Here is a 22470-nt window from a genome sequence, read left to right on the forward strand (position 1 = left end):
CCCTACAACACCACCCGCCGTCCCTCCTCCGCCGCCCAATACCCCGCGTAGTTCACCTTGATCGTCTCATAAGCCAGCGCGAGGTCCGAGAGCGGCTGGCGTCCGGTCGCGGCGCATTCCATGAAATCCTGGATCTCCTGCAAGTATCCGCGCGTCCATTCCTCCTCGAGGCAGACATATTGCCAGCCGGTCTTGCGATCGACTTTTTCGGTGATGTAGACGGAAGCGAGCTTCTCCTCGCTGGTCTGGTAGCTCATCAGATGTGTGTTCGGGGTGATGTTGGCGAACAACGAGCCGCCGGACGTGTACGTCTCGATCAGGTTGCGCACACCGCCCATGATCATGTCGCCGGAGAACACGGTGGCCTTGGTGCCATCGGAAAAGGTGGCCGTGAGCGTGCCCCAGTCTTCGACGTCGACGGGATTGGCTTTGATGTAAGTGCGCTCCTCGGGCTTCAGCACGGCGGTGACGTTGCCGACGTCGCAGGTCACGCTGGCGACGCGGATGCTCTCGCCGCGCGCCTTCGCCTCGACCTGCTTGAGATAGAGCACGGCCGAAAGCGGATGGCAGCCCATGCGGATCAACGAGCCGCCGCCGGTCATGGCCCATTGCGCGGCATGCGCCGCGTGCGATCCTGAATGGCTCTCCTCGCCTTTCATGAACAGGATCTTGTCCTTGGTCGCTCTTAGGATCTCGGCGGTCTTGGTCACCGCGGGCGCGTAGATCCAGTCCTCGGCATACATGAAGAGCTTGCCCGTGCGCTCGATCGCGGCCCGTGTCGCGTCCATCTCCTCCAGCACGCGCTCATACATCAGCGCCTTCGGCACGTGCTTGCCGATGGGTTGCGCATCACCCTCGCGGCCGAAATAGCCGGCGAACGGCTTTTCGCAGATGACATGCTTGCCGGCCTGCATGGCGCTAACGATCATCCCGGCATGAAGGTTGGGCGGCGTGCAGATGTCGATGATGTCGAGCTCGCCGTCCGCAATCGCTTCCGCGAAGCTGCGATAGACGCGCGGGATCTGGTGACGGGCGGCGAAGTCGACGACGCGATCGCCGCGCGCGGCCACCGCCGCGACCTCGACGTCCACACCATAGACGCGCCGGAACGCATACATATGCAGCTCCGACACGAAGCCGCAGCCGACGAGTCCCACCCTGATCCTTGCCATAGCGCCCTCACCCTTGCTTAGGGCGGCACTATAGCGCGCTGACGGACCTAATCCACCGAGACCGGCACCACGCCCGCGCTCATCATGCCGAGCGCGCGCGCGGCCGGCACCGACAGGTCGACGATACGCCCGCGGATGAACGGACCGCGATCATTGACGCGGCATTGAATCGTGCGCCCGCTGTAGGACACCTTGAGCACGCTCCCGAACGGACGCGTGCGGTGTGCGCAGGTCAACTCGCCGCCTTTGCCGGCTCTTCCATATCCGTAATAGGAGGCAAGCCCGCTCTCGGCATGTGCAACAGATAAAGCAGAAAGCGAGAAAATGGTCAGACAAACAAATAGCGTCGGCTGCGCTCGCACGGCTCCGCTCCCCGGTTGGCCCTGCCCGGCGCTGAAACGTCGCTTGTTCCCGCAAGTTCCAGGAACTGCGGGGCTGCAACCCGGCAGTTCCATCAAAGATTGTTACTGTTTGTGAAAGACCAGGGTGCGCATCTCGATGCTCTCGCGCGGCGGCGCGTCGGCCGGCGTGGTCGGATCGATGAAGGCGGTATGCGGCCCGAACCGCGTGCGGCCATCGGTTGCGGAATCATAGCACTTGAGCAGCAACGCCTCGTCCGGTGTCATCTCGGGGAAATAGAACCAGCGGTGGTTCGGATTGTACGTCACCGAATAGGTCTCACCGCGCCGGTTGGGATAGATCAGGTCGGAGGCGACGAGGTCGTCGGGCTTAACCGTCGTGCCGTCGGCCATCGCCAGCGGTGAATCGCGCAAGGGGCCGCGGATCGGCCGCCACAGATTGATCACCTGCACGCGGCCCTTGAGCAGTTCTTCGGCTTCATCCGGCAGGTGTTCGCGCACGCGGTTGGCGCCGGAGACGGCGGTCTGGTCGACATGGACGCGCGTTGCAGGCTGGCGCGGACCGCTCCCGCGAATATCGGCCGCGCCCTCGACGCGTCTGCGCACGGTGTGATCGAAGACGACGACGCGGTCGGCCTTCAGCATCGCCCGCAAGAAGACTTCGACGGCGGGATAGTAGACCGCCCTCACCTCCTCGTCGTTGTAGAAGTCCTTTACCTGCGTCGGGTGACGCACCAGTGCAAAGCCCTCGCGATCGAGCGAGAAATTATTGGCAATCAGGCGCGCGTCGAAGATCGGCACCTGATGCGGCTCGGGCAGCGCCGTGCTCTTCGGCTCGCCCGGCGGCGGATCGAAGGCGTAGGTGCGCGGCTTGCCCGCGGTCGGCGCGAGATAGTTGAGTTCGGCAGTGACGAAGGGAAGCGATTCGATTCTTGTTTCTTGCAGGCCCATGGCCGGTCTCCCGATGTGGTCGTCTACTTGATCTCTGACGGGGTGCGGTGCGCTGCAAGGGAGGCGCTGCAAATAGCAATGCGGATGTCGCGGAGTGCAGGAAATGCAGAACGAATGTTTTGGCGATGGCGATCGGGTTGGAAGCGTTCTTCTCGCCTCACGGATACTTGAGGTATCCGTGAGGTCTCGTGTCCCGGATTATTCAGCCGCCTCGCCGCGAACGGCCCGACGCTCGGCGATCAGCTTGCGCGTCAGCGGGATCAGCTCGCGACCGTATTCGATGGTGTCGATCAGCGGATCGAAACCGCGGATCAGGAAATGGGTGATGCCGAGGTCGTAATAGTCGCCGAAGACTTCGGCGACCTGCTCGGGCGTACCGACCAGCGCGGTGGTGTTGCTGTTGGCGCCGGTGAGCTTTGCGATCTCGGTCCACAGCCGCTTGTCGATGCGGCTGCCCTGGTCGGCGAGCGCGAGCAGGCGCCGCGCGCCGGCCGTGGCGTGGCCGTCGGCGGGCTTGCGATAGCCAGTCTTGTCCTGGAGCGCCGTGGCGCGTGCCAGAATCTCCTCCGCCTTCCCCCAGGCCTGCTTCTCGGTCGGGGCGATGATCGGCCGCACCGACAGGCTGAAGCGCGGCGTCGGCCGCCCCTGCCTGACGGCCGCGTTGTGAACGCGCGAGGTGACGTCGCGTACCTGCGCGTAGGATTCCCCCCATAGCGCAAACGTGTCGGCGTGCTTGCCGGCGACGTCGATCGCCGCGTCCGAGGCGCCGCCGAAATAGACGCGGATGCCCTCGGGGCGATACGGCTTCACCTGCGAGAAGGCGTTCTCGACCTGGTAGTACTTGCCTTTGTAGGTGAACGGCTGGTCGCTGGTCCATTCCAGCTTGAGCACATCGAGGAATTCGGAGGTCCGGGCATACCGCTCGTCCTTGTCGTCGAGCCTGTTGCCGTCCTGCCGCAGCTCGGTCGCATTGCCGCCAGTGATGACGTGAAGCGCGACGCGGCCGCGGGAGAACTGGTCGAGCGCCGCAAACTGGCGCGCCAGCAGCGTCGGCGCGGTGAAGCCGGGCCGCTGCGCGATCAGCACGTTGAGGCGGCTGGTCGTGTTGAGCACGTGCTGGGCAACCTGGAGCGCGTCCGGCGCCGTCGAATGAAACGCCAGCAGCGCGCGATCGAAGCCGGCGTTCTCATGCGCCTTCGCAACGGTCTCGATGTGGGTGGGGTTGAGAATCGGGCCTTCGCGGACGATCGTCTCGGACGAATTGTTGTTGCTGATGAAGCCGATGAACTCGATCGACATGACCGTCTCCCTGATTGTTTTCCGGAAAAGCTAGAGGCCCAATGCGGCGCGGCCGAGGCCGATGCGCGTGGAATCGTCCTGCGGCGTGTGCACGCGCCCGCACAGGACGTCGCGATAGTGCCGCTCCAACGGATTGGCGCGAGACAAGCCGTGATTGCCCGTCAGCGACAAGGCATCCTCGACTATCACCACCGCGTTGTTGGTCACCGTCAGTTTGATGACGTTGGATTCGCCGCTGGAGAGATCGACGCCGTCGTCGAAGTCGCGGGCGAACGTATCGATCAGCCGTGCATTGGCCGCGAGCCGCGCCTCGATCGCACCGACGATTTCCTGTGCGCGCGGCAAGCTCGCCAGCGGCGCGCCAAGGCTGGCCGGAACCCGCTGCTTCAGGAACGAGATCAGCCAATCGCGCGCGGCCCGCGCAACGCCGTCATAGATCGCGGCGACGAAGATCGTGTGGACGGCCGCCTGCGCGACGTCCGGTGCACGCCAATCGGCCGGCTTGCGCACGTCCACTTCGGCATCGAGCGGGATCACGACGTCGTCGAAGACGACGTCGTGGCTGCCGCTGGCACGCAGGCCGTGGTGATCCCAGGTCTCGACGATGCGGATGCCCGGCAGGCCCGCCCGCACCAGGAACTGTCCGACGCGCGGCTCGGCCTCGTCGGTCCGTGCCCAGACCAGATACCATTTCAGGATCGGCGAACCCGTCGAATAGATCTTGTGACCGGAAAGGCGCCAGCCAGTTTCGGTGCGCCGCGCGACCGTCGCCGGCAGGCCGCCGCGCGCTGGCGAGCCGAGCTCGGGCTCGACCCGCAGCGCGTTGACGAGCGCGACACCTTCGACGCTCTCGCGCGCAAGCTTGCGCGACAGCCGGGCCGGCCAGGTCGGGCTGCGCGCCATCACCAGGTGATTGATGGTGTGCATCGACAGCACGAGTGCGGTCGAGGAATCGGCCTTGGCGAGGATGCCGATGACGCGCGCGGCGTATCTTACGCCGGCGCCGGCCCCGCCGAAGGCCGCCGGTACCGTCAGCGACAACAGGCCCGCCTCGGAGAGCTCGCGAAAGTTTTCGAAGGGAAAGCTGCCGGTGCGGTCGTGCTCGGCCGCGCGCGCGGCAAAGCTCGTCGCAAGCGCCTCGGCACGCGCGATGTAGTCGGGCTCGCCATGGGCGGCCCGACCTTGGGCTGCGGAGGTCACCATGTCGCGTCGAGCCCCAGCAGGCCGAGAATCTGGCGGCGCAGGTCGGCGAGATATGGATCGCCGCGATGGCGCGGATACGGTCGGTCGACGCGGATGTCGGCCTTCACGCGTGCGGGGCGATCGCTGAAGACGATGACGCGGTTGGCGAGCACCAAGGCCTCCTCGGCGTCGTGCGTCACCAGCAGTGTGGTGAAGCCCTTGCGCTGCCACAGCGCGACGATCTCGGCCTGCATGGTGATGCGGGTGAGCGAGTCGAGCTTGCCCAATGGCTCGTCGAGGATGAGGATCTTCGGATCGTTGACCAGCGCCCGGGCCAGCGCGACGCGCTGCGCCATGCCGCCGGAGAGCTGGTGCGGATAGGCGTTGCGGAAGGACGTTAGACCAACGAGATCGAGGGCGTCGTCCACGCGATGCCGCTGGCTCTTCAGGATGCCCTGTGCTTCCAGCCCGAGCGCGACGTTGTCCCAGACCGTGCGCCAGGGAAACAGCGTCGGGTCCTGGAACACCACGACGCGCGAGGGATGCGGATTCCTGATACGGCGCTCGTCCTCGCGCAGCGTTCCGAAGCGGGGCTTGTCGAGCCCCGCGACGAGCCGCAGCAAGGTCGACTTGCCGCAACCGGAGGGGCCGAGCAGCGCGACGAACTCGCCCGGCTCGACCGCGATGTTGACCTCGCTCAGCACAGGAAGCTCGGCGCCGTCGATGTCGAAGGCGTGGCTGACCTGCTCGATGTCGAGGGCGGCACCGGCGGCGACCGGCGGGGCAATGTCGGCCAGTGCGACAGCTTCTACCATTTCACGGTTCCCTTCTGCCAGACCAGGAGACGGTCGCGAATGGTGAACAGCAGCGTGATCGCGCCGGAGCAGAGCAACGACATCACGATCAGCGCCGCATACATGTTGGCGTAGGCGGCCCAGCCCTGCGCCCATTGCAGGTACCAGCCGAGCCCGGCCTTGACGCCGATCATCTCGGCGACGACGAGCACGGCAAAGGACGAGCCGAGCCCCATGAACAGGCCCACGAACACATGCGGCAATGCCGCGGGGATCGCGACCTTCAGCACCAGGAACGAGGGCTTTGCCCCCAGCGTGCGCGCGACGTCGTAATACGCGTTGCTGACGCTTGCGACGCCCGACCAGGTCAGCACGGTCACGGGGAAGCCGGTCGCGAGCGCGATCAGGAAGGTCGAAGCGCTCCAGCTCGACGGGAAGGTGAAGAAAGCGATCGGCAGCCAGGCGGTCGCCGGCAGCGGGCCGATGAAACGCAGCACCGGATGCACCCAATAGCCGACCGCGCGCGACCAGCCGATCGAGACGCCGGTGAGGAAGCCGACCGTCGCGCCGATCAGGTAGCCGCCGAGCTGGAGCTTGACCGAGGCGAGCACGCTGTCGAGCAGCTTTGGCAGATCGTCGGTATAGACCTCGATGATCGCCTGCGGCGGTGGAAAGAACGGCAGCGGCAGCCAGGCGAACTTTGCGGTCGCGAGCTCCCACAAGGTCAGGAAGGCTCCGAGCGCGACGAGCCAGGGCGCGCGCTTGTGCAACGCCCTTCCCGCCGATCCCAGGTAGTCGGCACCGACGGTTCCGAACAGCGCGACGGCGGCGATGACGAAGGCGGCAATCCCCAGCGAATGGGTCCGCGACCAGTCGCCGACATCCTGCCACCACAGGCAGGAGAGACCAAAGGCGATCCACGCGATGCTGGCGAGAACCCCAACGCCGGACTCCCGAAGCCAGCTCGCAAGCAGCGGCGTGCGCGAGAGGCGCGGCGCGCCGGAGGCGAGGCCGTCAGACAGCGAATACGTCGACATAGATGCGCTCCGCGAATTTGGCCGTGTCAGTGCTCGGCTTGAAGACCTGCACGCTCTTCAGATCATCGGCATAGGCCTTCAGCTCGCGCTTCAGGACTTCGCCGACGGGATGATGATGATGGGTGTGGTAGCGCACCATGCCCTCGATGTCGGCAAGCGTTGCCGCCTTGGGCGCGTAGGGCTGGAACGACTTCGCCGCCACCGTCGCATTCTGCGCGGTGAACATCGCGGCATCGAGCAACGCCTGCGTAATGGCGCGCGCGACCTGCGGCTCCTCGCGCACCAGGCTGCCGCGCAGGCCGAGGATGCAGCAGCTCTTTTCGCGATATTCGCCGTCGAGATTGGAAGCGACCTCCTTGTACTGCGTATCCTTGAGCCAGAGATAGGCGAGCGGATCGGACGACAGGAAGGCCTGCACCTCGCCCTTCTCCACGGCGACGTTGAGCAAATTGCCGGGATAGGCGCGCCAGTCGACATCTTTGACCGGATCGATGCCGAGCTTTGCCAGCTGGATCGAGAAAAAATTCTTGTCGGGACCGGCGAGATCGCCGACCGCGACGATCTTGCCCTTGAGGTCCGCCAGCTTGCCGACGCCGGAATCGGCGCGCGACAGCACGCGCATGCAGCCGCCGTGGGTGCCGGCGGCGATCTTGACGTCAAACCCCTGCTCGAGCGGCTTCAGCCAGCGCAGCGCCATGCCGAGACCGGCGTCGCTCTTTCCCGTCGCAATCGCCTCGAGCAACTGGTCGGTCGAGCCGGAGTAATTGACGAGCTCGACGTCGAGATTGTGCTTCTGGAAGAAGCCGTGCTCGATGGCGACCGGCACGGGCGCGAGGCAGACCGCGCCGGCATTCCACGACAGCTTCAGCTTACGGGGCGCGCCGGCGAGCACGGGTGTATCGGACGCCGTCCGGCACAGCGGAAACTCCGAGAAGTCGACACCGGGCGCGATCCCGCGCGGCGCGAAGGCCTGCGCGCCCAGCGCGCCGAGCGGCGCGGCGAAAGCCGCCGCGAAGCCTGCCTGGAGCAGATGGCGCCGGTCGAGCCTCGATCCGGCGCTCTTGTTGTCGTTGTTCATCAGTCCCCGCTCCTGCGCTGGCACGGCTCCGCCATGCGCGCAACGTGTCGCGTTGCGCATGTTCCGTGCGGAGCTGCGTTGAGAGAATGTCTTCCTGCGGCGCTCACGCGCCGCGTTGATGCGATGCGCAAATCATGCGGCGCGCTCGCCGCATCGTCAATGAAATGGAATTTCGAATGTGGCGCGAAGCGAAGTCATTCTCTCCAGCGGCGCGTGCGGGAACGATGAAAGGATTTTCGCCGATGCATCTGTCGGCAGAGCGCGCCGCGCCTGCCGCTCCTGCTTCATTCCTGCGCAATTTCGCCTGCGCACACCGCTCGTTCTCGAAAGCGGCGCTTTGCTGAAACGCAATTGCCTGACGCATCTGTAATACGGATAGCCATTTCATTGACCGCGCGTCGCGCGATCATAGACTTGATCGTCTCGCTGCATCGTTCGCTCACGCGTCGTGAGCAAAGCAACAAGACAGGTCACATGCGCACCAACTCCCATCATCATCCCATCACCCGCCGTCTCGCCGCATCGCTGCTTGCCGCCGCGATCACCCTGTCGACGGCCGCCGCGTCGTTCGCGGCCGACACCGTCGTGCTGCGCGTCGGCGACCAGAAGGGCGGCAACCGCTCGCTGCTCGAAATCTCGGGCTATGCGAAGGACCTGCCCTACAAGATCGAGTGGTCGGAATTCCCCGCGGCCGCGCCGATCCTGGAAGCGCTCAACGCCGGCGCGCTCGACGTCGGTTACACCGGCGATCTCTCGTTCCTTTCGGTCTACGCGGCCGGCGCGCCGATCAAGGCGATCGGCGGCACGAGATCGGATGCGAAGACGCAAGCCATCCTCGTGCGCCAGGATTCACCGATCAAGTCGGCCGCCGACCTCAAGGGCAAGCGCCTCGCCGGCACCCGCGGCGGCTGGGGCCAGTTCCTGATCGACGCCACGCTGGAGAAGGCGCAGATCAAGCTGGAGGATGCGACCTTCGCGCCGCTCGGCCCTGTCGATGCCAAGATCGCGCTGGTCGCGGGTTCGATCGATGCATGGGCAGTGTGGGAGCCCTACGTCTCCTTCGCGACGCTGAAGGACAAGGCCCGCGTGATCGCCGACGGCGAAGGCCTGACGCCGACCATCACCTTCATCGTCGCTTCCGACAACGCCATCGCCACCAAGCGCGCGGCGGTGCAGGATCTCGTGCAGCGGCTGAACAAGGCGCGGCTATGGTCGCTTGATCACCTTGCCGAATATGCAAAGAATACGGCCGAACTGACCAAGCTGCCGGAAGACGTGCTGCTCTCGGCCTACACCGCGCAGCGCACCAGCCCGATCGTGATCGACGAGAATGTCGTGCAGGAGGTGCAGGCAGCCTCCGACCGCTCGACGCGCTACGGCATCCTGCCGAAGAAGCTTGACGTGAACAAGGCCGTTGACCGCAGCTTCACGGCCGCGGCCGCGGGATCGAACTAGAGCGTTTTCGAGAGAGCGGCGGCGGGATGCGCAAGTCCAGCCTCAAGGCCGGCCCGCTGCATCTCGCCGTGATCGTGCTCGCACATCTTGCCTGCATGAGCCTGATCGTATGGCTCTCGCTCTAGGCGCTGCGCTCACCAATAGGCGCGGTAGTACGGGCGCGCATACGGCCGATAATAGCCATAATATGGCCGGTAGTACCGGCGATAGCCATAGTAGCGGGGATAGGCGTAGGCCGGCCCGTAGCCGTAATAGGCCGGGGCGTAACCATAGCCATAGCCCGGATATCCATAGCCGCCATAGTATGGGCCGCCTCCATAATAGCCGTAGCCGTAAGGCGCACTGCTGGCGGCGATGGCGCCGCCGATGATCGCGCCGGCGGCAAGGCCGCCCAGGCCCCATCCCCAGCCGCCGCCCCAGCCGCCACGCCAGTGCACCTGCGTGACGTCATCGCCGACCGCGGCCTTCATGGTCGCGACATTGGTTGGCAGCGGCGCCGCTCCGGCCGGCTGCGTTTGGCTGGCCATGACCGCGCCCGCCAGCGAACAGGCAATTGCCACTTTCCAGATGCTCATCGTCTTTACTCCCTGTCTGACGTTTCACTTGGAAAAGGATCGCAGCGCCATGATCGGGCATCGTTGCGCCAAGTCAAAGCCTCGATTTAGCGTGCGACGCACAAGAGAGCCCGCGCATGCCTCCACCTTGGTCAGGCCGGCGCCGGCACGCGCCGATATGACACCGATGCGACGGCGCCACAGACCACGGGCAAAGCATTAAGCTTCCCGCGCGTTCGCAACCAACAACCACCTTTCCGATTTACTATTCGTACCGTTACTATCGGTTCCAATGATGCGCAGCCGAGAGATCTCTCGCGGAGACCCCGGCTTGCGCCAGAGCGTGGGAGGATGACATGAACGCCGTCGGTAGTGAGCCGCTTGCCCGCCAGGCACTGGCGTTCGTCCTCGCCGGTGGGCGCGGCAGCCGGCTCCTGGAACTGACCGACCGGCGCGCCAAGCCCGCGGTCTATTTCGGGGGCAAATCCCGCATCATCGATTTCGCGCTGTCCAACGCGGTGAACTCCGGCATCCGCCGCATCGCGGTCGCCACCCAGTACAAGGCGCACAGCCTGATCCGGCACCTCCAGATGGGCTGGAACTTCTTCCGCCCCGAACGCAACGAGAGCTTCGACATCCTCCCCGCCAGCCAGCGCGTCTCCGAGAACATGTGGTATGTCGGCACGGCGGATGCGGTCTACCAGAACATCGACATCATCGAATCCCACGCCTGCCGCTTCATCGTCGTGCTGGCCGGCGACCACATCTACAAGATGGACTACGAGGTGATGCTGCGCGAGCATGTCGAGAGCGGTGCCGACGTCACGGTCGGCTGCCTCGAAATGCCGCGCGCGGAATCCTCCGGCTTCGGCATCATGCATATCGACGAGAAGGGCTGGATCCAGTCGTTCCTGGAGAAGCCGAAGGATCCGCCGCCGATGCCCGGCAAGCCGGATGTATCGCTCGCCAGCATGGGCATCTACGTGTTCGACGCGAGATTCCTGTTCGACCAGCTCAAGCGCGACGCCGAGGATCCGAACTCGAACCACGATTTCGGCAAGGACATCATTCCGTATCTCGTCAAGAACGGCCGCGCGTTCGCGCACCAGTTCTCGACCTCCTGCGTGCGCTCCGGCAGTCACAATGGCTCCTATTGGCGCGACGTCGGCACCGTCGACGCCTATTGGTCCGCCAACATCGATCTCACTGACGTCGTGCCGGAACTCGACCTGTTCGACCGCGCCTGGCCGATCTGGTCCTATGCGGAGATCACGCCGCCGGCCAAATTCGTTCACGACGAGGAGAGCCGGCGCGGCCAGGCGGTGAGCTCGCTGGTTTCGGGCGGCTGCATCATCTCCGGTGCCGCGCTGCGACGCTCGCTGCTGTTCACCGGCGTGCGCATCAACTCCTACGCCAATGTCGAGAACGCCGTCATCATGCCTTACGTCAATGTCGGGCGCGGCGCGCGGCTGAAGAACGTCGTGATCGACCGCGGCGTCGAGATCCCCGAGGGTCTGGTCGTCGGCGAAGATCCCGAGTTCGACGCCAGGCACTTCCGCACCACCGAGCAGGGTATCTCGCTGATCACCCAACCGATGATCGACAGGCTCAATACATGACGCCTGTTCGCGTCCTCGCGGTCGCTTCTGAAGTCTATCCCATCGTCAAGACCGGCGGCCTCGCGGATGTCGCCGGCGCGCTGCCGATTGCGTTGAAGGCGCATGGCGTCGAGATGCGCACCTTGATGCCCGGCTATCCCGACGTGACGCGGATGCTCGCCGGCGCGGAGGAAATCCGGCGCTGGCCGGATTATTTCGGCGGGCCTGGACGCCTGCTCGCGGGCTCGCACGACGGGCTCGATCTGTTCGTGCTCGACGTGCCGCATCTCTATGCGCGCCCGGGCAACCCCTACGTCACCAGCGAGGGCGTCGATTGGCCGGACAACGGTCTCCGCTTCGCCGCGCTCTCCCGCGTGGCGGCCGATATCGGCCACGGCCTCGTTCCGGCCTTCGTGCCCGAAATCGTGCACGCCCATGACTGGCAGGCGGGGCTCGCGCCGGCCTATCTGCACTACGACAACCGTCCGCGGCCCGGCACCGTGATGACCATCCACAACATGGCCTATCAGGGCAAGTTCGCTCCAGATCTGATCGGCGCAATCGGCCTGCCCTGGGACTCCTACAACGTCCACGGCGTCGAATATTTCGGCGGCATCAGCTTCCTGAAAGCGGGGCTGCAACTCGCCGACCGCATCACCACGGTATCGCCGACCTACGCGCAGGAGATCCAGAGCGACGAGGGTGGCATGGGCCTCGGCGGCCTGCTGCGCGAACGCGCTGATGTCTTGAGCGGCATCCTCAACGGCATCGACATATCGGTGTGGAATCCGCAAGAAGATCCGCACATCGCCTACCGCTTCGGCGCCGAGGACCTGACGTTCCGGGCCGCGAACAAGGCCGTGCTTCAGCATCAGTTCAACCTCGATTCCTCGGACGAGGCGCCCCTGCTCGGCGTCATCAGCCGCCTGTCCTGGCAGAAGGGGCTCGATCTCCTGCTCGAGGCCATTCCTACCATGTTGGGCGAAGGCATGCAGCTCGCGCTGCTCGGCAGCGGCGATCGCGATCTCCAGGACCGCTACCAGGCCGCCGCACGCGCCAATCCCGGCCGGATCGGCGTCATGATCGGCTATGACGAGGTCCTGGCCCATCTCATGCAGGCCGGCTCGGACGCGCTCATCGTGCCCTCGCGCTTCGAGCCATGTGGACTGACCCAGCTCTGCGCGCTGCGCTATGGCGCCGTCCCGATCGTGTCGCGCGTCGGGGGGCTGGAGGACACCATCGTCGACATCGACGAGGCCGACGCGTCCGGCCGCGCTGCCACCGGCTTCAAGTTCGGCCCCGTGACGGCCGAGGCCCTCGCCGGCACGCTGCGCAAGGCCAACACCAGCTTCCACGACAAGCCGACCTGGCGCCGGCTGCAACGAAACGGCCTTGCGACCGACGTCTCCTGGCGCAACCGCGCCGGCGACTATGCCGCACTCTATCGCAACCTCATGGCATCCCGCCGCGTGTAGAGCGTTTTCGAGCGAAGTGGATACCGGTTCGCGCAGAGAAAACGCGCCAAAACCAGAATCTGGAGCCGCGTTCTCCAGGCATGGTTGTAACCGAATCCATGCTATAGAGCCGGCATGGACCCCTTCGCGATCAAGCTGCTCGGCTTTGCCGCCGCAACCTGCACCACCGTCGCCTACGCGCCGCAATTCATCAAGGTCTGGAAGACCCGCTCGGCACGAGACATCTCGCTCGGCATGTTTCTGGTCATGGTGCTGGGCCTCGCGCTCTGGCTCGTCTACGGCCTGCTCTCCGGCGACGCTCCGCTGGTCGCCGCCAATGCCGTGACCATGGTCCTCGCCGGCGGCATTTTGTTCATGAAGCTGAAATACGGGTGAGCTCTTCACCTCTCCCCTTGCAGCAGGGCTATCGCATTTGAGGGCGATTTCCCTGCGGCGCATCCTTCGAGACGCCCGCTTTGGGCGGGCTCCTCAGGATGAGGACGGAGCGTGCGGCAGCGGTTTCGACGGGCACCGATGTTGATTAGCCTCATCCTGAGGAGACCGCGAAGCGGTCGTCTCGAAGGACGAGGCGCGCGCTCAGGTCGCCCCAAAAGCCACATGCGATAACCGTACCGCGAGAGAGGGAGAAGACTCACCCGCCGAACACATACGACGCCATCGCCACATTGGCGACCTCGTCGACGAACAGGCGGCGGCCGACGTCGCTGCCGGCGGCACCCGCCGTCACCATCAGCGGCAGCAGATGGTCCTCGCGGGGATGCGCGAGCCGCGCGCTGGGAGCGCTCTCCCAGTTGACCAGCATCGCATTGCGGCGCGTCGCATCCTCGTGGCCGATCGCTTCGTTCAGATAGGCCTCGAAATCATACGAGACCGGCTTGGATTCCGACCGGCCGAAGCCGCGCATATTGTGATAGGTGAGCCCGCTGCCGACGATCAGGATGCCTTCGTCGCGGAGCGGCGCGATCGCCTGCCCCACCCGGATGTGCTCGGCCGGATCGTAGCTCGACTTCAACGACAACAGCACGATCGGCATGTCGGCGTCCGGATACATCAGGCCGAGCGGCACGAAGGTGCCGTGGTCGAAACCCTGATTGGCGTCCTCGCGGCAATCGAGACCGGCACGTGCGAGCAACGCCTTCACCTCGGCGGCCAGTTCGGGCTTGCCCGGCGCCGGATATTTCAGGTGGTAGGTGTGCTCGGGGAAACCGTAATAGTCGTACACCATCGGCGGATGCGCCGAGGTCGACACCGTGAATGCATCGGCCTCCCAATGTCCGGTGATGACGAGCACGGCCTTCGGCCTCTCGGGCAGAAGCTGCGGCAGGCGGCCGAACTCGGCGGCGGTCTTCGCATATTGCACCCGCCTGTCCTCCATGAACGGCCAGGGACCGCCGCCATGCGACAGGAAGAAGATCGGAAATCGCGTCATGGGCTCGTCTCGTTGGGCATGCGCGCGCAAGCTGCCCGCGCGACCGGCGGCGAGCATAGGCAAACCGCGATGGTTAGCAAGCCATTAACGATTCGCCTTCCAGAATCCCTGATGTGGCCGAAGGAGTCGGCCAGGAGACTAGTACGTGACGAGGACGTGAGATGAGGAAGTTTTCGCTGGGGGACGTCGTCAACAGTGACAAGGGCCGCCGCGGCGTCGTCCGCGCCGCCTACAGGTCCAGGGAAGGCCAGCAGTTCTATGCCGTCGAGAAGGACGGCGCGATGGACTATCTCGAGGAAGACCGGCTGAGCCCGGCGCCGCGCGTCGAACTCGCGGCTTGATCCAATTCATCCAGCTCTAGAGCATGATCCGGAAAAGTGTGAAGCGGTTTTCCGAAAAGATCATGCTCAAAACAACAACCTAAAGCGCGATGACGTTTCATCCCAATCTCATCGCGCTTTAGCGCGCAAGCCGGTCGAGACGCTCCGACCAGGGATCGTCGCCGCTCGCCATGCGATCGTTCGTGATCAGCAGCAGGCGATCGCGGCCTGCCGCGGCGTCCCAGCGTGGCAGGCCGGGACCGTTGGGATCGCCGCGCTTTGCAAAGTTGATCCAGTAGGCGCGCATGCGGTTGGCGACCTCGCGGTCGCCTCGTGAGAAGATGCCTGCACCGGGCACGCCCTCCACGCCGAAGATGAACTGCAATTCCCGCGCCTGACCGCCCTCGGGGTTTGCGCGCCGCGCTTCGGGCACATAGGCGAAGCGATAGCGATAGGTCGGCGCGCCGGTTGCTGCATGCAGGCGCGCCAGCAGCCTCACCGGCTCGGAGAAGACCTTGTCGGTGTAGAACCTCGCGGCGAGAGCCGACGGCCTGACGAGGTCGGGATAGAGCCTGCGCAACTCGTCGATGGTCACGCCCGAAGATGCAAGCTCAGCCTTGATGTCGAGCTCGCTGTCGAAGCCCGTCTCGTCATCGTTCGAACCGATGATCAGGGGAATTCGCCCTTGATGCCCGGATGCAAAGCCTGCGGCAACGTCCTCGGTCGCCAGGCCGTCATCCATCGTCGGTGCGAAGCGGCGCGGCGATTGATCCAGCAGATGTTGTTCGGCGGCAAGCAGACGCAGCGGCTCGGCTGCGCGCAAATCTGCCCGCTCTCCAAGCGCGGCCACGAATTGCCCGCCCACGGCTTCCGCCTCCTGCGCCGAACGCAGGCGCGCGCGACCGGGCACCGATTGCAGGATGGCCTTCTGAAACAGATCGCGCGATTGCGCCGACAGCATCAGGAGCGCGATCGAAGTCGCGCCCGAGCCGGCGCCGAACAGGGTGACGTTGCGCGGATCGCCGCCGAACGCTGCGATGTTGTCGTGCACCCAATGCAGCGCCGCGAGCTGGTCCATCAACCCGTAGTTTCCGGAGCCATCCGACAACGCAGGGTGAGCGAGCCAGCCGAGCGCGCCGAGGCGGTAATTGACGGTGACCACGATGAGGCCGGCCTGCGCGAGCTTCGCGCCGTCGAGCAGCGGATCGTTCGCGGTGCCGCTGACGAAGGCGCCGCCATGGATGAACACCATCACGGGCAGCGGGCCGTCGACCCCGAAGGGACGGAACACGTTCAGCGTGAGGCAGTCCTCACGCGCGTTTGGCATCGACGGCTGCAGGCACGGCGCACCGTACTCATAGGCCGTGTGCATCTCCGACGAGTTCTCTACCGTCGCCTGCGGCGGGCGCCAGCGCAGCGGGCCGACCGGCGCAGCCGCGTAGGCCAGTCCCTTGAAGGACGCCACCTCGCCTTCGACGGCGCCAAGCATCTGTCCTTCACGCGTCAGTGCGAATGGAAACTGCCCGACCGACTGCGCCTCGGCCGGGCCGGCGCAACACAGGGCTGCTGAAGCCGCAACAAGCGCAAGCAAGGACCGCATCTTCGACAGATCTCGATGCGCGGAATGGATCCCGGGAGGTTATGTCGGCGACCGGCGGCGAGGCAAGCCTCGCGGCCGCGCCTAACCGCTCTTGGCGATGAGCTCCGACAGCGCACGGCGCGCGATGATGCCGAGCTCACCAAGCGTGGAATGGCCGGACTGTGCCGCCTCGATCAGGCGCTCGGCGATGAACCTGCGGCTGTCGTGATCGCCGCCATGCGGCAATTGCCGGCACGTCTCCTCCAGGACGACGTCCATGTTCGCTTTGGTTCGTTCACTCAACTCTGTCATGACGCCCGGTCGGTACGCGTGGCTTGTAAGCGCAAGCATACACAGAAGGATGTGGCCTGATTACCCCGGACAATCCCGGCGATTGTGCATCGCGGTGCGTGTATCGCCGCAACCTTCGCGCGGCCACGATCACGCCGCAAACGACTACCGAAGATTGCACTTGTCCTGATGACAAGCCGAGCCTGCAGCGATAGCCTGCCGGCAAAACAAGATAAGGGAGGAATGCCATGCCTGACGCAATGGTCGCCGCACCTGGTTCCAATACGGCGAGCCGAACGGTCCAGCAGGTCGACGTCGCCGTGGTCGGCGCCGGATTTGCCGGCCTCTATCTCCTGCATCGGCTGCGCAAGGCCGGCTTCAAGGCGATCGCCCTCGAAGAGGCCGGCGATGTCGGCGGCACCTGGTACTGGAACCGCTATCCCGGCGCGCGTTGCGACATCCAGACCATCGACTACAGCTACACCTTCGATCCGGAGCTCGAGGCGGCCTGGACCTGGTCGGAGAAATACGCGACCCAGCCGGAAATCCTGCGCTATCTCGGCTTCGTCGCCGACCGCTACGATCTCAGGCGCGACATCCGCTTCGGGACCAAGGTCACCGAAGCCAAATGGGACGAGGCCACCGAGCGCTGGCAGCTCATCACCGACAACGGCGCACCCGTCTCCTGCCGCCATTACATCATGGCTACCGGCTGCCTTTCGGCGCCCAAGCCGCCGGAGATCGACGGCGTCAAGGATTTCGAGGGCAAGGTCTATTTCACCGGACGCTGGCCGCATGACGGCGTCGATCTCGCCGGCAAGCGCGTCGCGGTGATCGGCACGGGCTCGTCGGCGATTCAATCGATCCCGCTGATCGCCGAGCAGGCGGCGCATCTGCCCGTGTTCCAGCGCACGCCCAACTTCGCCCGGCCGGCGCATAACGGCCCGGCGCCGTCGGACCGCATGAGCCTGCTGCAAGGCGATCGCGCTGCCTATCGCGAGCAGGCGCGCCAGTCGATGGCCGGCGTGCCCTACCCGCAGCAGACCGTCGTGAGCTGGCAGCTTAGCGATGCCGAGCGTCGTGAGCGGTTCGAACGCGCTTGGGCGGCCGGCGACCTCGTCCACATCCTGACCCAGCTCTGGGCCGACCAGGCCGTCGACGTCGACGGCAACAAGATCGTCCAGGACCTGATCCGTGAGAAGATCCGTGCCGCCGTGAAGGATCCCGAGGTCGCTGCGGCGCTCACGCCGCACGATCATCCCTTTGGCGCAAAACGTCCCTGCCTCGACACCAACTACTACGCCACCTACAACCGGCCGAACGTCGCGCTGGTCAATCTGCGGCAGGAGCCGATCAAGGCGATCACCGCAAGCGGCATCACGACGGCCAAGCGCAACGTCGATGTCGACGTCATCGTGTTCGCGACCGGTTTCGACGCTATGACCGGCGCGATCCGTGCCGTGCATCCGATCACCGGGCGCGGCGGCAAGTCACTTACCGACGTCTGGGCGCAGGGGCCGCAGACTTATCTCGGCCTCACGGTCGAGGGCTTCCCGAACTTCTTCATGATCACCGGCCCCGGCAGCCCGTCGGTGCTGTCGAACATGGCGGTGTCGATCGAGCAGCATGTCGACTGGGTCGTCGACCGTCTTGCCGCATTGCGCGATGCCGGCTTCACAACGATCGAGCCGACCGAGACGGCGCAGGCTGCCTGGGGCCGGCACATGGCCGACTGCTCGATGCTGACGCTGCACCGGCTCGCCAACACCTGGTACACGGGCGCCAACGTGCCTGGAAAGGTCCACGCGCTGATGCCCTATACCGGTGGGGTCGGCCCCTATCGCAGCATCTGCGACGAGGTCGTCAGCCAGGGCATGCTCGGCTTCAGGCTCACCGGCCCCGATGGCGCCGCGCAGTGCAATGACGGCGAGGTGGTGCGCCTTCAGCCGGACGTGCGGCTGGTGCTGAACCTGCTCACGTCGCTGAACCTGCCGCCGATCGAGTCGATGGGCGCGCTCGGCGCCCGCGAGTTCGTGAACGAGTTCAACAAGGGCCGTCCCGCGGGGCGGCCGATCGGCGACATCGTCGACGGCACCCTGCCTGTTACCGACGGCACACTGCGCTACCGCGTCTACAAGCCGGCGACGCCGGGACCACATCCGGTCGTGGTCTATTTCCACGGCGGCGGATGGGTGCTCGGCGACGAGCAGTCGGACGAACCGTTCTGCCGCGACATGGTGCGGCGGACCGGCATGATGTTCGTCAGCGTCGGCTATCGCCACGCGCCGGAGCATCGTTTCCCGACGGCGGCCGAGGACGGCTATGCCGCGACGCGCTGGATCGCCGAGCACGCCGCCGAGCTCGGCGGCAAGCCGGGCCCGGTGCTGGTCGCCGGCTGGAGCGCCGGCGGCAACATCGCCGCCGTCACCTGCCAGCTCGCGCGCGACCGGGGCGGGCCGGAGATCGCCGGCCAGCTCCTGGTCTGTCCGGTCACCGACTGCACCTTCGATCGTGCCTCCTACAACGACAACGCGATCGGCTATTTCCTGACGCGCTCGCTGATGTACTGGTTCTGGGACCTCTACTGCTCGCCGGCCGACCGCACCGATCCGCGGGTTTCGCCGCTGCGCGGCAAGGTCGCCGGCCTGCCGCCGGCCTTTGTCGTCACCTGCGAGTTCGATCCCCTGCGCGACGAAGGCATCGCCTATGCCGAGGCGATGGCCGCCGCCGGTGTCCCGGTCGAGCAGCTCAAGGCCCACGGCCATTTCCACTCGTCCTTCGCGATGGTGGACGTGGTGATCACCGGCGTGCCCGGGCGGGTGCAGATGGCGGAGGCCTTGCGGCGCTTCGCCGGGCTTCCTCCGAAGACCAGCCGCGATGACGAGACCGGCCAAGGCCAGACCAGTCCGGGGCACAAGATCGCGGCGGCCGCGAGCTGATCACGATGCGGCGGCCGGGAACTTTTTCCCGGCCGCCGCGTTGGATGCTGGTGGCATTGAGATGCAGCGATAGTTGTGGACCCCGGCACGCAAATCCGCGTGCTGGGGTCTTTTTTGCGTGAGGCGGTGCGATGGGTGGCGTGGTTGCGGAGTCAAAGGTCGATTTCGGTGCGCTCGCGGTGCTGCATAAGTGGCCATCGCTCGCAAACCAGCGGAGACCGGACAGAGCTTCCTACCAGGTGAGCGAAGGCACGCTCGACGCGTGCATCTCCGCCTTCATGGAAAAGCCGGCGGCAACCCGGCACCTCTACGAGATTCGCACGGCGCCGCAGCCGCCACTCGTCACGGAGATCCTCTCGCCCGAGCACGTCACCGAGCTTGCGCGGCTGAGAGAATTTCTCTGACAGCGCTTCACAATCACGCGCAGGAACCTTCTTCCAGTTTTTCCCGTTGTCAGGGATCGGAAGCCAAGACGTGAGCGCCTCACATGTTTGAAGCTGGCGTAGCATCTCCGGTCGTGCCCTACGGCGCAGACCAGACCCTGTTCGTGGTGGTCGATCGCCTCGACAGGGCGACCGAAATCCGCATCGAGCGGAGCGATCTCGAAGCCATGATCGGCGAACTCGTCGCCGGTTGCTACAATGACCCGATCAGGGTGATTTCGTTCAACACGCTCGAGCATTGGATGAAGGACATCTCGACCGACGTGGCCGGCGAGATAAAGGCGCGCTGCGACATCGATGGCGTGACGCTGCCCGACTATCTCAGCGACTTCGTCGCGAGCCATAGCTGAGCGCGCGTTGTTTCAAGCGCGCAAGCAAGGAAGCGAGGGCACCCCTCAAGGGCATGGTTCACGGAGTTAGGCGCGCCGGTGCTTGCCGGCGATGACCTCGATCTCGCGGCGGCGCTCGCCCGCGAAGGTCAGCAGCTTTTCGATCGTCAGCGTATCCGTGATCCGTTTGGCCAGCCGCTCGGCGCGCGCGGCCTGATCTTCGAGATACTGGATCGTGTTCAAGCGCCGTCTCCCCGAAAGCCCCGAATTGTTGGGCAGCCATGGTGCTCGAGAAGCGGCTAACAGCCGGTTAAGCGCGGCGTCCTGCGACCGATGAATCGCGCCCTATCGCACGACGTCGAGCCGGACATTGGTGATGCCCTTGTCGACCATGCCGAGCGCCTCGGCCGCAGACGGCGAGATGTCGACGACGCGGCCGCGAACATAGGGTCCGCGATCGTTGACCCTGACGGTGACGAAGCGGCCGGAGGAAACGTCGGTCACGCGCAGCTTCGTACCGAACGGCAGGCTCGGATGCGCCGCCGTCAATTCGTTCTTGTCGAACTTCTCGCCGCTTGCGGTCTCGGTGTCCGAATAGAAGCTGGCAACGCCATGCGAGGTTGCTTTCGCGGTGCTCGCCGTATCACCGGACGCGCGCGCCCGCCTGATCGGGCGTGGATGCAGCGCCGCCACCCGGTGCGGGCGCTCGACCGCGGCCTGCCGGCCGGTAGCGGCGAGATCGGCCTTCTGACGGCCGACCGGCGATTGCGCGCAGGCGGCGAGCGAAGCGGCACCGATGATGGCAACCAGCAACCGGGCCGGTCGGCCGCACGGGGTGACGAGGGAAATCCGGGCACTTTCGATACGTGCAAAGCGAGACATGGTACGCCCCTCCGAACAACCGGGAGTTTCGGCGGGGAATGAGGGCAGAACCTTGTCGGAACAAAAGCAGGCCTGAGGCCACGGCTGTTTGACGCCAGCTGTGACGATTCCACCACAGTGGCTGTCCTGAATCAGGACAGAGGCGGCCTCCCAAGGGCGGCGGCCCCAGCTCAGGCCGGAGGCGGGATCGCGCGCAACACGTCCCTGAATACGCTGAACTGCAATCGAGACGCTTGCGGGCTGTAATCCTGATAGTAACCCGCGGTCACCGCGACAACGAGATCGAGCTCCCGGACGATGCGGATCGACTGCCCGCCGCGCCCCAGCGCGCCGATCCAGTTGACCTTCCGGCCATTGAGCCGCGCTTGGCCGCGCCACCACAGATATCCGTAGGACTGATCGTCCGTCCCCTTGATCATCTCTGCCGTCGAGGCGTCGATCCATGCCTTGGAAACGACCTGGCGATCGTTCCAGCGGCCACCCGCAAGGACCAGCTGGCCGATCTTGGCCATGTCGCGTGGTCGCAAGCGCAATCCCGCTCCGGCATCGGTATCCCCTCTGTACCGACCCCACGCCGTGCTGGTGATCCCCAGAGGCTCGAACAACGTCTCGCGCGCAAATTCATCGAGGGGGCGCCCGGTCGCCTTGCGTATGATGGCCGACACGAGCGTCAGCGCGCCGGTGTTATAGAGGAACTCCTGCCCCGCCGCGGCAGTCACCGGAAGACCGAGAACGTAACGGCACGGATCCCATGCCATATGCATGCGCGTCTCGTCGTTGTCGTAGTCTCCCGTTGCGGGCGTCGCTTCGACCCACTTCAGGCCCATCGACATGGTGAGCACGTGCGCGAGCCGGATGCGGTCCTTTTCAGGGGAACGCAAGTCGGCCAGCTCGGGGAAGAAGCTGAAGATCGGTTCGTCGACGCTGCGTATCAGCCCGCGATCGATCGCGATCCCGACAGCGAGTGACGCAACGCTCTTCGACACCGATTTCATGTCGTGCAACGTATCGGCATCGAAGGCGACGGTTTCCACCCGGCGGCCGTAAATGCGGCCGGGTATCTCGTCGGCTCCCTTGAAGTAGCGCTCGAACGCCAGCTTGCCATCGCGGGCGACGAGGACGGCATGAATATTGGCATCGCTCGAGGCGAGCCGGTCGACCATCCCGCACAGCGCCTCGCGGCTGACGAGACCGTTGCCAGTAACGGAGCCGACCGGCCAGCCGTCGTCCCGCTCGAGCGGAACACCGCAGCCGTCGGCTGCGTTCGCGCAAAGCGGCGCCAGTACGGCTCCGCCGAGAAATGA

24 protein-coding genes are annotated in these 22470 nt (G+C 65.4%); 9 read left to right on the forward strand and 15 right to left on the reverse strand.

All coding sequences use genetic code 11. The features are described from left to right. Positions 1-2: 2 nt before the first annotated feature. From GPL20_RS19600 to GPL20_RS19635, 8 genes are all read right to left on the reverse strand, one after another. A complete protein-coding gene (locus tag GPL20_RS19600; protein ID WP_157331150.1) occupies positions 3-1172 on the reverse strand; it encodes a Gfo/Idh/MocA family protein in 1170 nt (389 codons plus the stop codon). Positions 1173-1219: 47 nt separating this feature from the next. After that, positions 1220-1534, reverse strand: coding sequence for a septal ring lytic transglycosylase RlpA family protein (locus GPL20_RS19605; protein ID WP_254125370.1), 315 nt, complete (start codon positions 1532-1534; stop codon positions 1220-1222). Positions 1535-1636: 102 nt separating this feature from the next. Further along, the gene (locus tag GPL20_RS19610) at positions 1637-2482 is read right to left on the reverse strand and encodes a CmcJ/NvfI family oxidoreductase (RefSeq protein ID WP_157331151.1); all 846 of its coding nucleotides are present in this window, start codon (positions 2480-2482) and stop codon (positions 1637-1639) included. A 198-nt stretch (positions 2483-2680) separates the two neighbouring features. Then, positions 2681-3781, reverse strand: a complete 1101-nt coding sequence (locus GPL20_RS19615) for an LLM class flavin-dependent oxidoreductase (protein WP_157331152.1) — start codon at positions 3779-3781, stop codon at positions 2681-2683. A gap of 30 nt (positions 3782-3811) precedes the next feature. Continuing rightward, the gene (locus tag GPL20_RS19620) at positions 3812-4984 is read right to left on the reverse strand and encodes an acyl-CoA dehydrogenase family protein (RefSeq protein ID WP_157331153.1); all 1173 of its coding nucleotides are present in this window, start codon (positions 4982-4984) and stop codon (positions 3812-3814) included. After that, entirely contained in the window at positions 4978-5778 is an 801-nt protein-coding gene (locus GPL20_RS19625) for an ABC transporter ATP-binding protein (RefSeq protein ID WP_157331154.1), read from the reverse strand. The genes GPL20_RS19620 and GPL20_RS19625 overlap by 7 nt, the downstream gene beginning before the upstream one ends. Beyond that, complete coding sequence (locus GPL20_RS19630; protein ID WP_157331155.1) at positions 5772-6794, reverse strand: ABC transporter permease; 1023 nt, start codon at positions 6792-6794, stop codon at positions 5772-5774. Before GPL20_RS19630 ends, GPL20_RS19625 begins: the two co-directional genes overlap by 7 nt. Then, positions 6772-7872: an ABC transporter substrate-binding protein gene (locus tag GPL20_RS19635; protein ID WP_157331156.1), complete on the reverse strand. Its 1101-nt coding sequence runs from the start codon at positions 7870-7872 to the stop codon at positions 6772-6774. Before GPL20_RS19635 ends, GPL20_RS19630 begins: the two co-directional genes overlap by 23 nt. 134 nt (positions 7873-8006) lie before the next feature. Between GPL20_RS19635 and GPL20_RS19640 the strand changes: the two genes are divergently transcribed. Continuing rightward, positions 8007-8216 carry a hypothetical protein gene (locus GPL20_RS19640; RefSeq protein ID WP_157331157.1) on the forward strand — a complete coding sequence of 70 codons (210 nt, stop codon included), beginning with the start codon at positions 8007-8009 and terminating at the stop codon, positions 8214-8216. Positions 8217-8346: 130 nt separating this feature from the next. Next, the gene (locus tag GPL20_RS19645) at positions 8347-9327 is read left to right on the forward strand and encodes an ABC transporter substrate-binding protein (RefSeq protein WP_157331158.1); all 981 of its coding nucleotides are present in this window, start codon (positions 8347-8349) and stop codon (positions 9325-9327) included. A gap of 134 nt (positions 9328-9461) precedes the next feature. On the opposite strand, the gene GPL20_RS19650 is transcribed toward GPL20_RS19645, so the two are convergent. Beyond that, complete coding sequence (locus GPL20_RS19650) at positions 9462-9902, reverse strand: hypothetical protein (protein ID WP_157331159.1); 441 nt, start codon at positions 9900-9902, stop codon at positions 9462-9464. Positions 9903-10237: 335 nt separating this feature from the next. On the opposite strand from GPL20_RS19650, the gene glgC reads away from it, so the two are divergent. The 3 genes from glgC (at position 10238) to GPL20_RS19665 (ending at position 13329) form a co-directional block, all read left to right on the forward strand. After that, on the forward strand, positions 10238-11500 hold the full coding sequence (gene glgC, locus GPL20_RS19655) for a glucose-1-phosphate adenylyltransferase (RefSeq protein WP_157331160.1): 1263 nt from the start codon (positions 10238-10240) through the stop codon (positions 11498-11500). Then, a complete protein-coding gene (gene glgA, locus GPL20_RS19660) occupies positions 11497-12954 on the forward strand; it encodes a glycogen synthase GlgA (protein ID WP_157331161.1) in 1458 nt (485 codons plus the stop codon). Before glgC ends, glgA begins: the two co-directional genes overlap by 4 nt. Positions 12955-13068: 114 nt before the next feature. Next, a complete protein-coding gene (locus GPL20_RS19665) occupies positions 13069-13329 on the forward strand; it encodes a SemiSWEET transporter (RefSeq protein ID WP_157331162.1) in 261 nt (86 codons plus the stop codon). Between the two features lie 256 nt (positions 13330-13585). On the opposite strand, the gene GPL20_RS19670 is transcribed toward GPL20_RS19665, so the two are convergent. After that, the gene (locus GPL20_RS19670; protein ID WP_157331163.1) at positions 13586-14383 is read right to left on the reverse strand and encodes a DODA-type extradiol aromatic ring-opening family dioxygenase; all 798 of its coding nucleotides are present in this window, start codon (positions 14381-14383) and stop codon (positions 13586-13588) included. A gap of 161 nt (positions 14384-14544) precedes the next feature. On the opposite strand from GPL20_RS19670, the gene GPL20_RS19675 reads away from it, so the two are divergent. Continuing rightward, positions 14545-14724 (forward strand): hypothetical protein, encoded by a 180-nt coding sequence (locus tag GPL20_RS19675; protein WP_063688946.1) that lies wholly within the window; start codon positions 14545-14547, stop codon positions 14722-14724. Positions 14725-14842: 118 nt separating this feature from the next. Here GPL20_RS19675 and GPL20_RS19680 read toward each other — a convergent pair whose 3' ends face one another. Together GPL20_RS19680 and GPL20_RS19685 are read right to left on the reverse strand one after the other, a co-directional pair. Then, positions 14843-16303, reverse strand: coding sequence for a carboxylesterase/lipase family protein (locus GPL20_RS19680; RefSeq protein WP_157331164.1), 1461 nt, complete (start codon positions 16301-16303; stop codon positions 14843-14845). Between the two features lie 81 nt (positions 16304-16384). After that, positions 16385-16633 (reverse strand): hypothetical protein, encoded by a 249-nt coding sequence (locus tag GPL20_RS19685; RefSeq protein WP_157331165.1) that lies wholly within the window; start codon positions 16631-16633, stop codon positions 16385-16387. 188 nt (positions 16634-16821) lie between these two features. Here GPL20_RS19685 and GPL20_RS19690 point away from each other — a divergent pair, with 188 nt between their 5' ends. The 3 genes from GPL20_RS19690 to GPL20_RS19700 all read left to right on the forward strand — a co-directional run bounded on the left by GPL20_RS19690 (position 16822) and on the right by GPL20_RS19700 (position 20305). Next, positions 16822-19512: a flavin-containing monooxygenase gene (locus tag GPL20_RS19690; RefSeq protein ID WP_157331166.1), complete on the forward strand. Its 2691-nt coding sequence runs from the start codon at positions 16822-16824 to the stop codon at positions 19510-19512. 131 nt (positions 19513-19643) lie between these two features. Beyond that, on the forward strand, positions 19644-19916 hold the full coding sequence (locus GPL20_RS19695; protein WP_157331167.1) for a hypothetical protein: 273 nt from the start codon (positions 19644-19646) through the stop codon (positions 19914-19916). A gap of 83 nt (positions 19917-19999) precedes the next feature. Next, complete coding sequence (locus GPL20_RS19700) at positions 20000-20305, forward strand: hypothetical protein (RefSeq protein ID WP_157331168.1); 306 nt, start codon at positions 20000-20002, stop codon at positions 20303-20305. Between the two features lie 66 nt (positions 20306-20371). Here GPL20_RS19700 and GPL20_RS38910 read toward each other — a convergent pair whose 3' ends face one another. The 3 genes from GPL20_RS38910 to GPL20_RS19710 form a co-directional block, all read right to left on the reverse strand. Further along, a complete protein-coding gene (locus GPL20_RS38910; RefSeq protein WP_164934324.1) occupies positions 20372-20527 on the reverse strand; it encodes a hypothetical protein in 156 nt (51 codons plus the stop codon). A gap of 102 nt (positions 20528-20629) precedes the next feature. Then, positions 20630-21166 (reverse strand): septal ring lytic transglycosylase RlpA family protein, encoded by a 537-nt coding sequence (locus GPL20_RS19705; RefSeq protein WP_157331169.1) that lies wholly within the window; start codon positions 21164-21166, stop codon positions 20630-20632. A gap of 170 nt (positions 21167-21336) precedes the next feature. Further along, positions 21337-22329: a serine hydrolase domain-containing protein gene (locus GPL20_RS19710; protein ID WP_246250747.1), complete on the reverse strand. Its 993-nt coding sequence runs from the start codon at positions 22327-22329 to the stop codon at positions 21337-21339. Positions 22330-22470: the final 141 nt, after the last annotated feature.

This window comes from Bradyrhizobium cajani (genome assembly GCF_009759665.1).
Lineage (GTDB): Bacteria > Pseudomonadota > Alphaproteobacteria > Rhizobiales > Xanthobacteraceae > Bradyrhizobium > Bradyrhizobium cajani.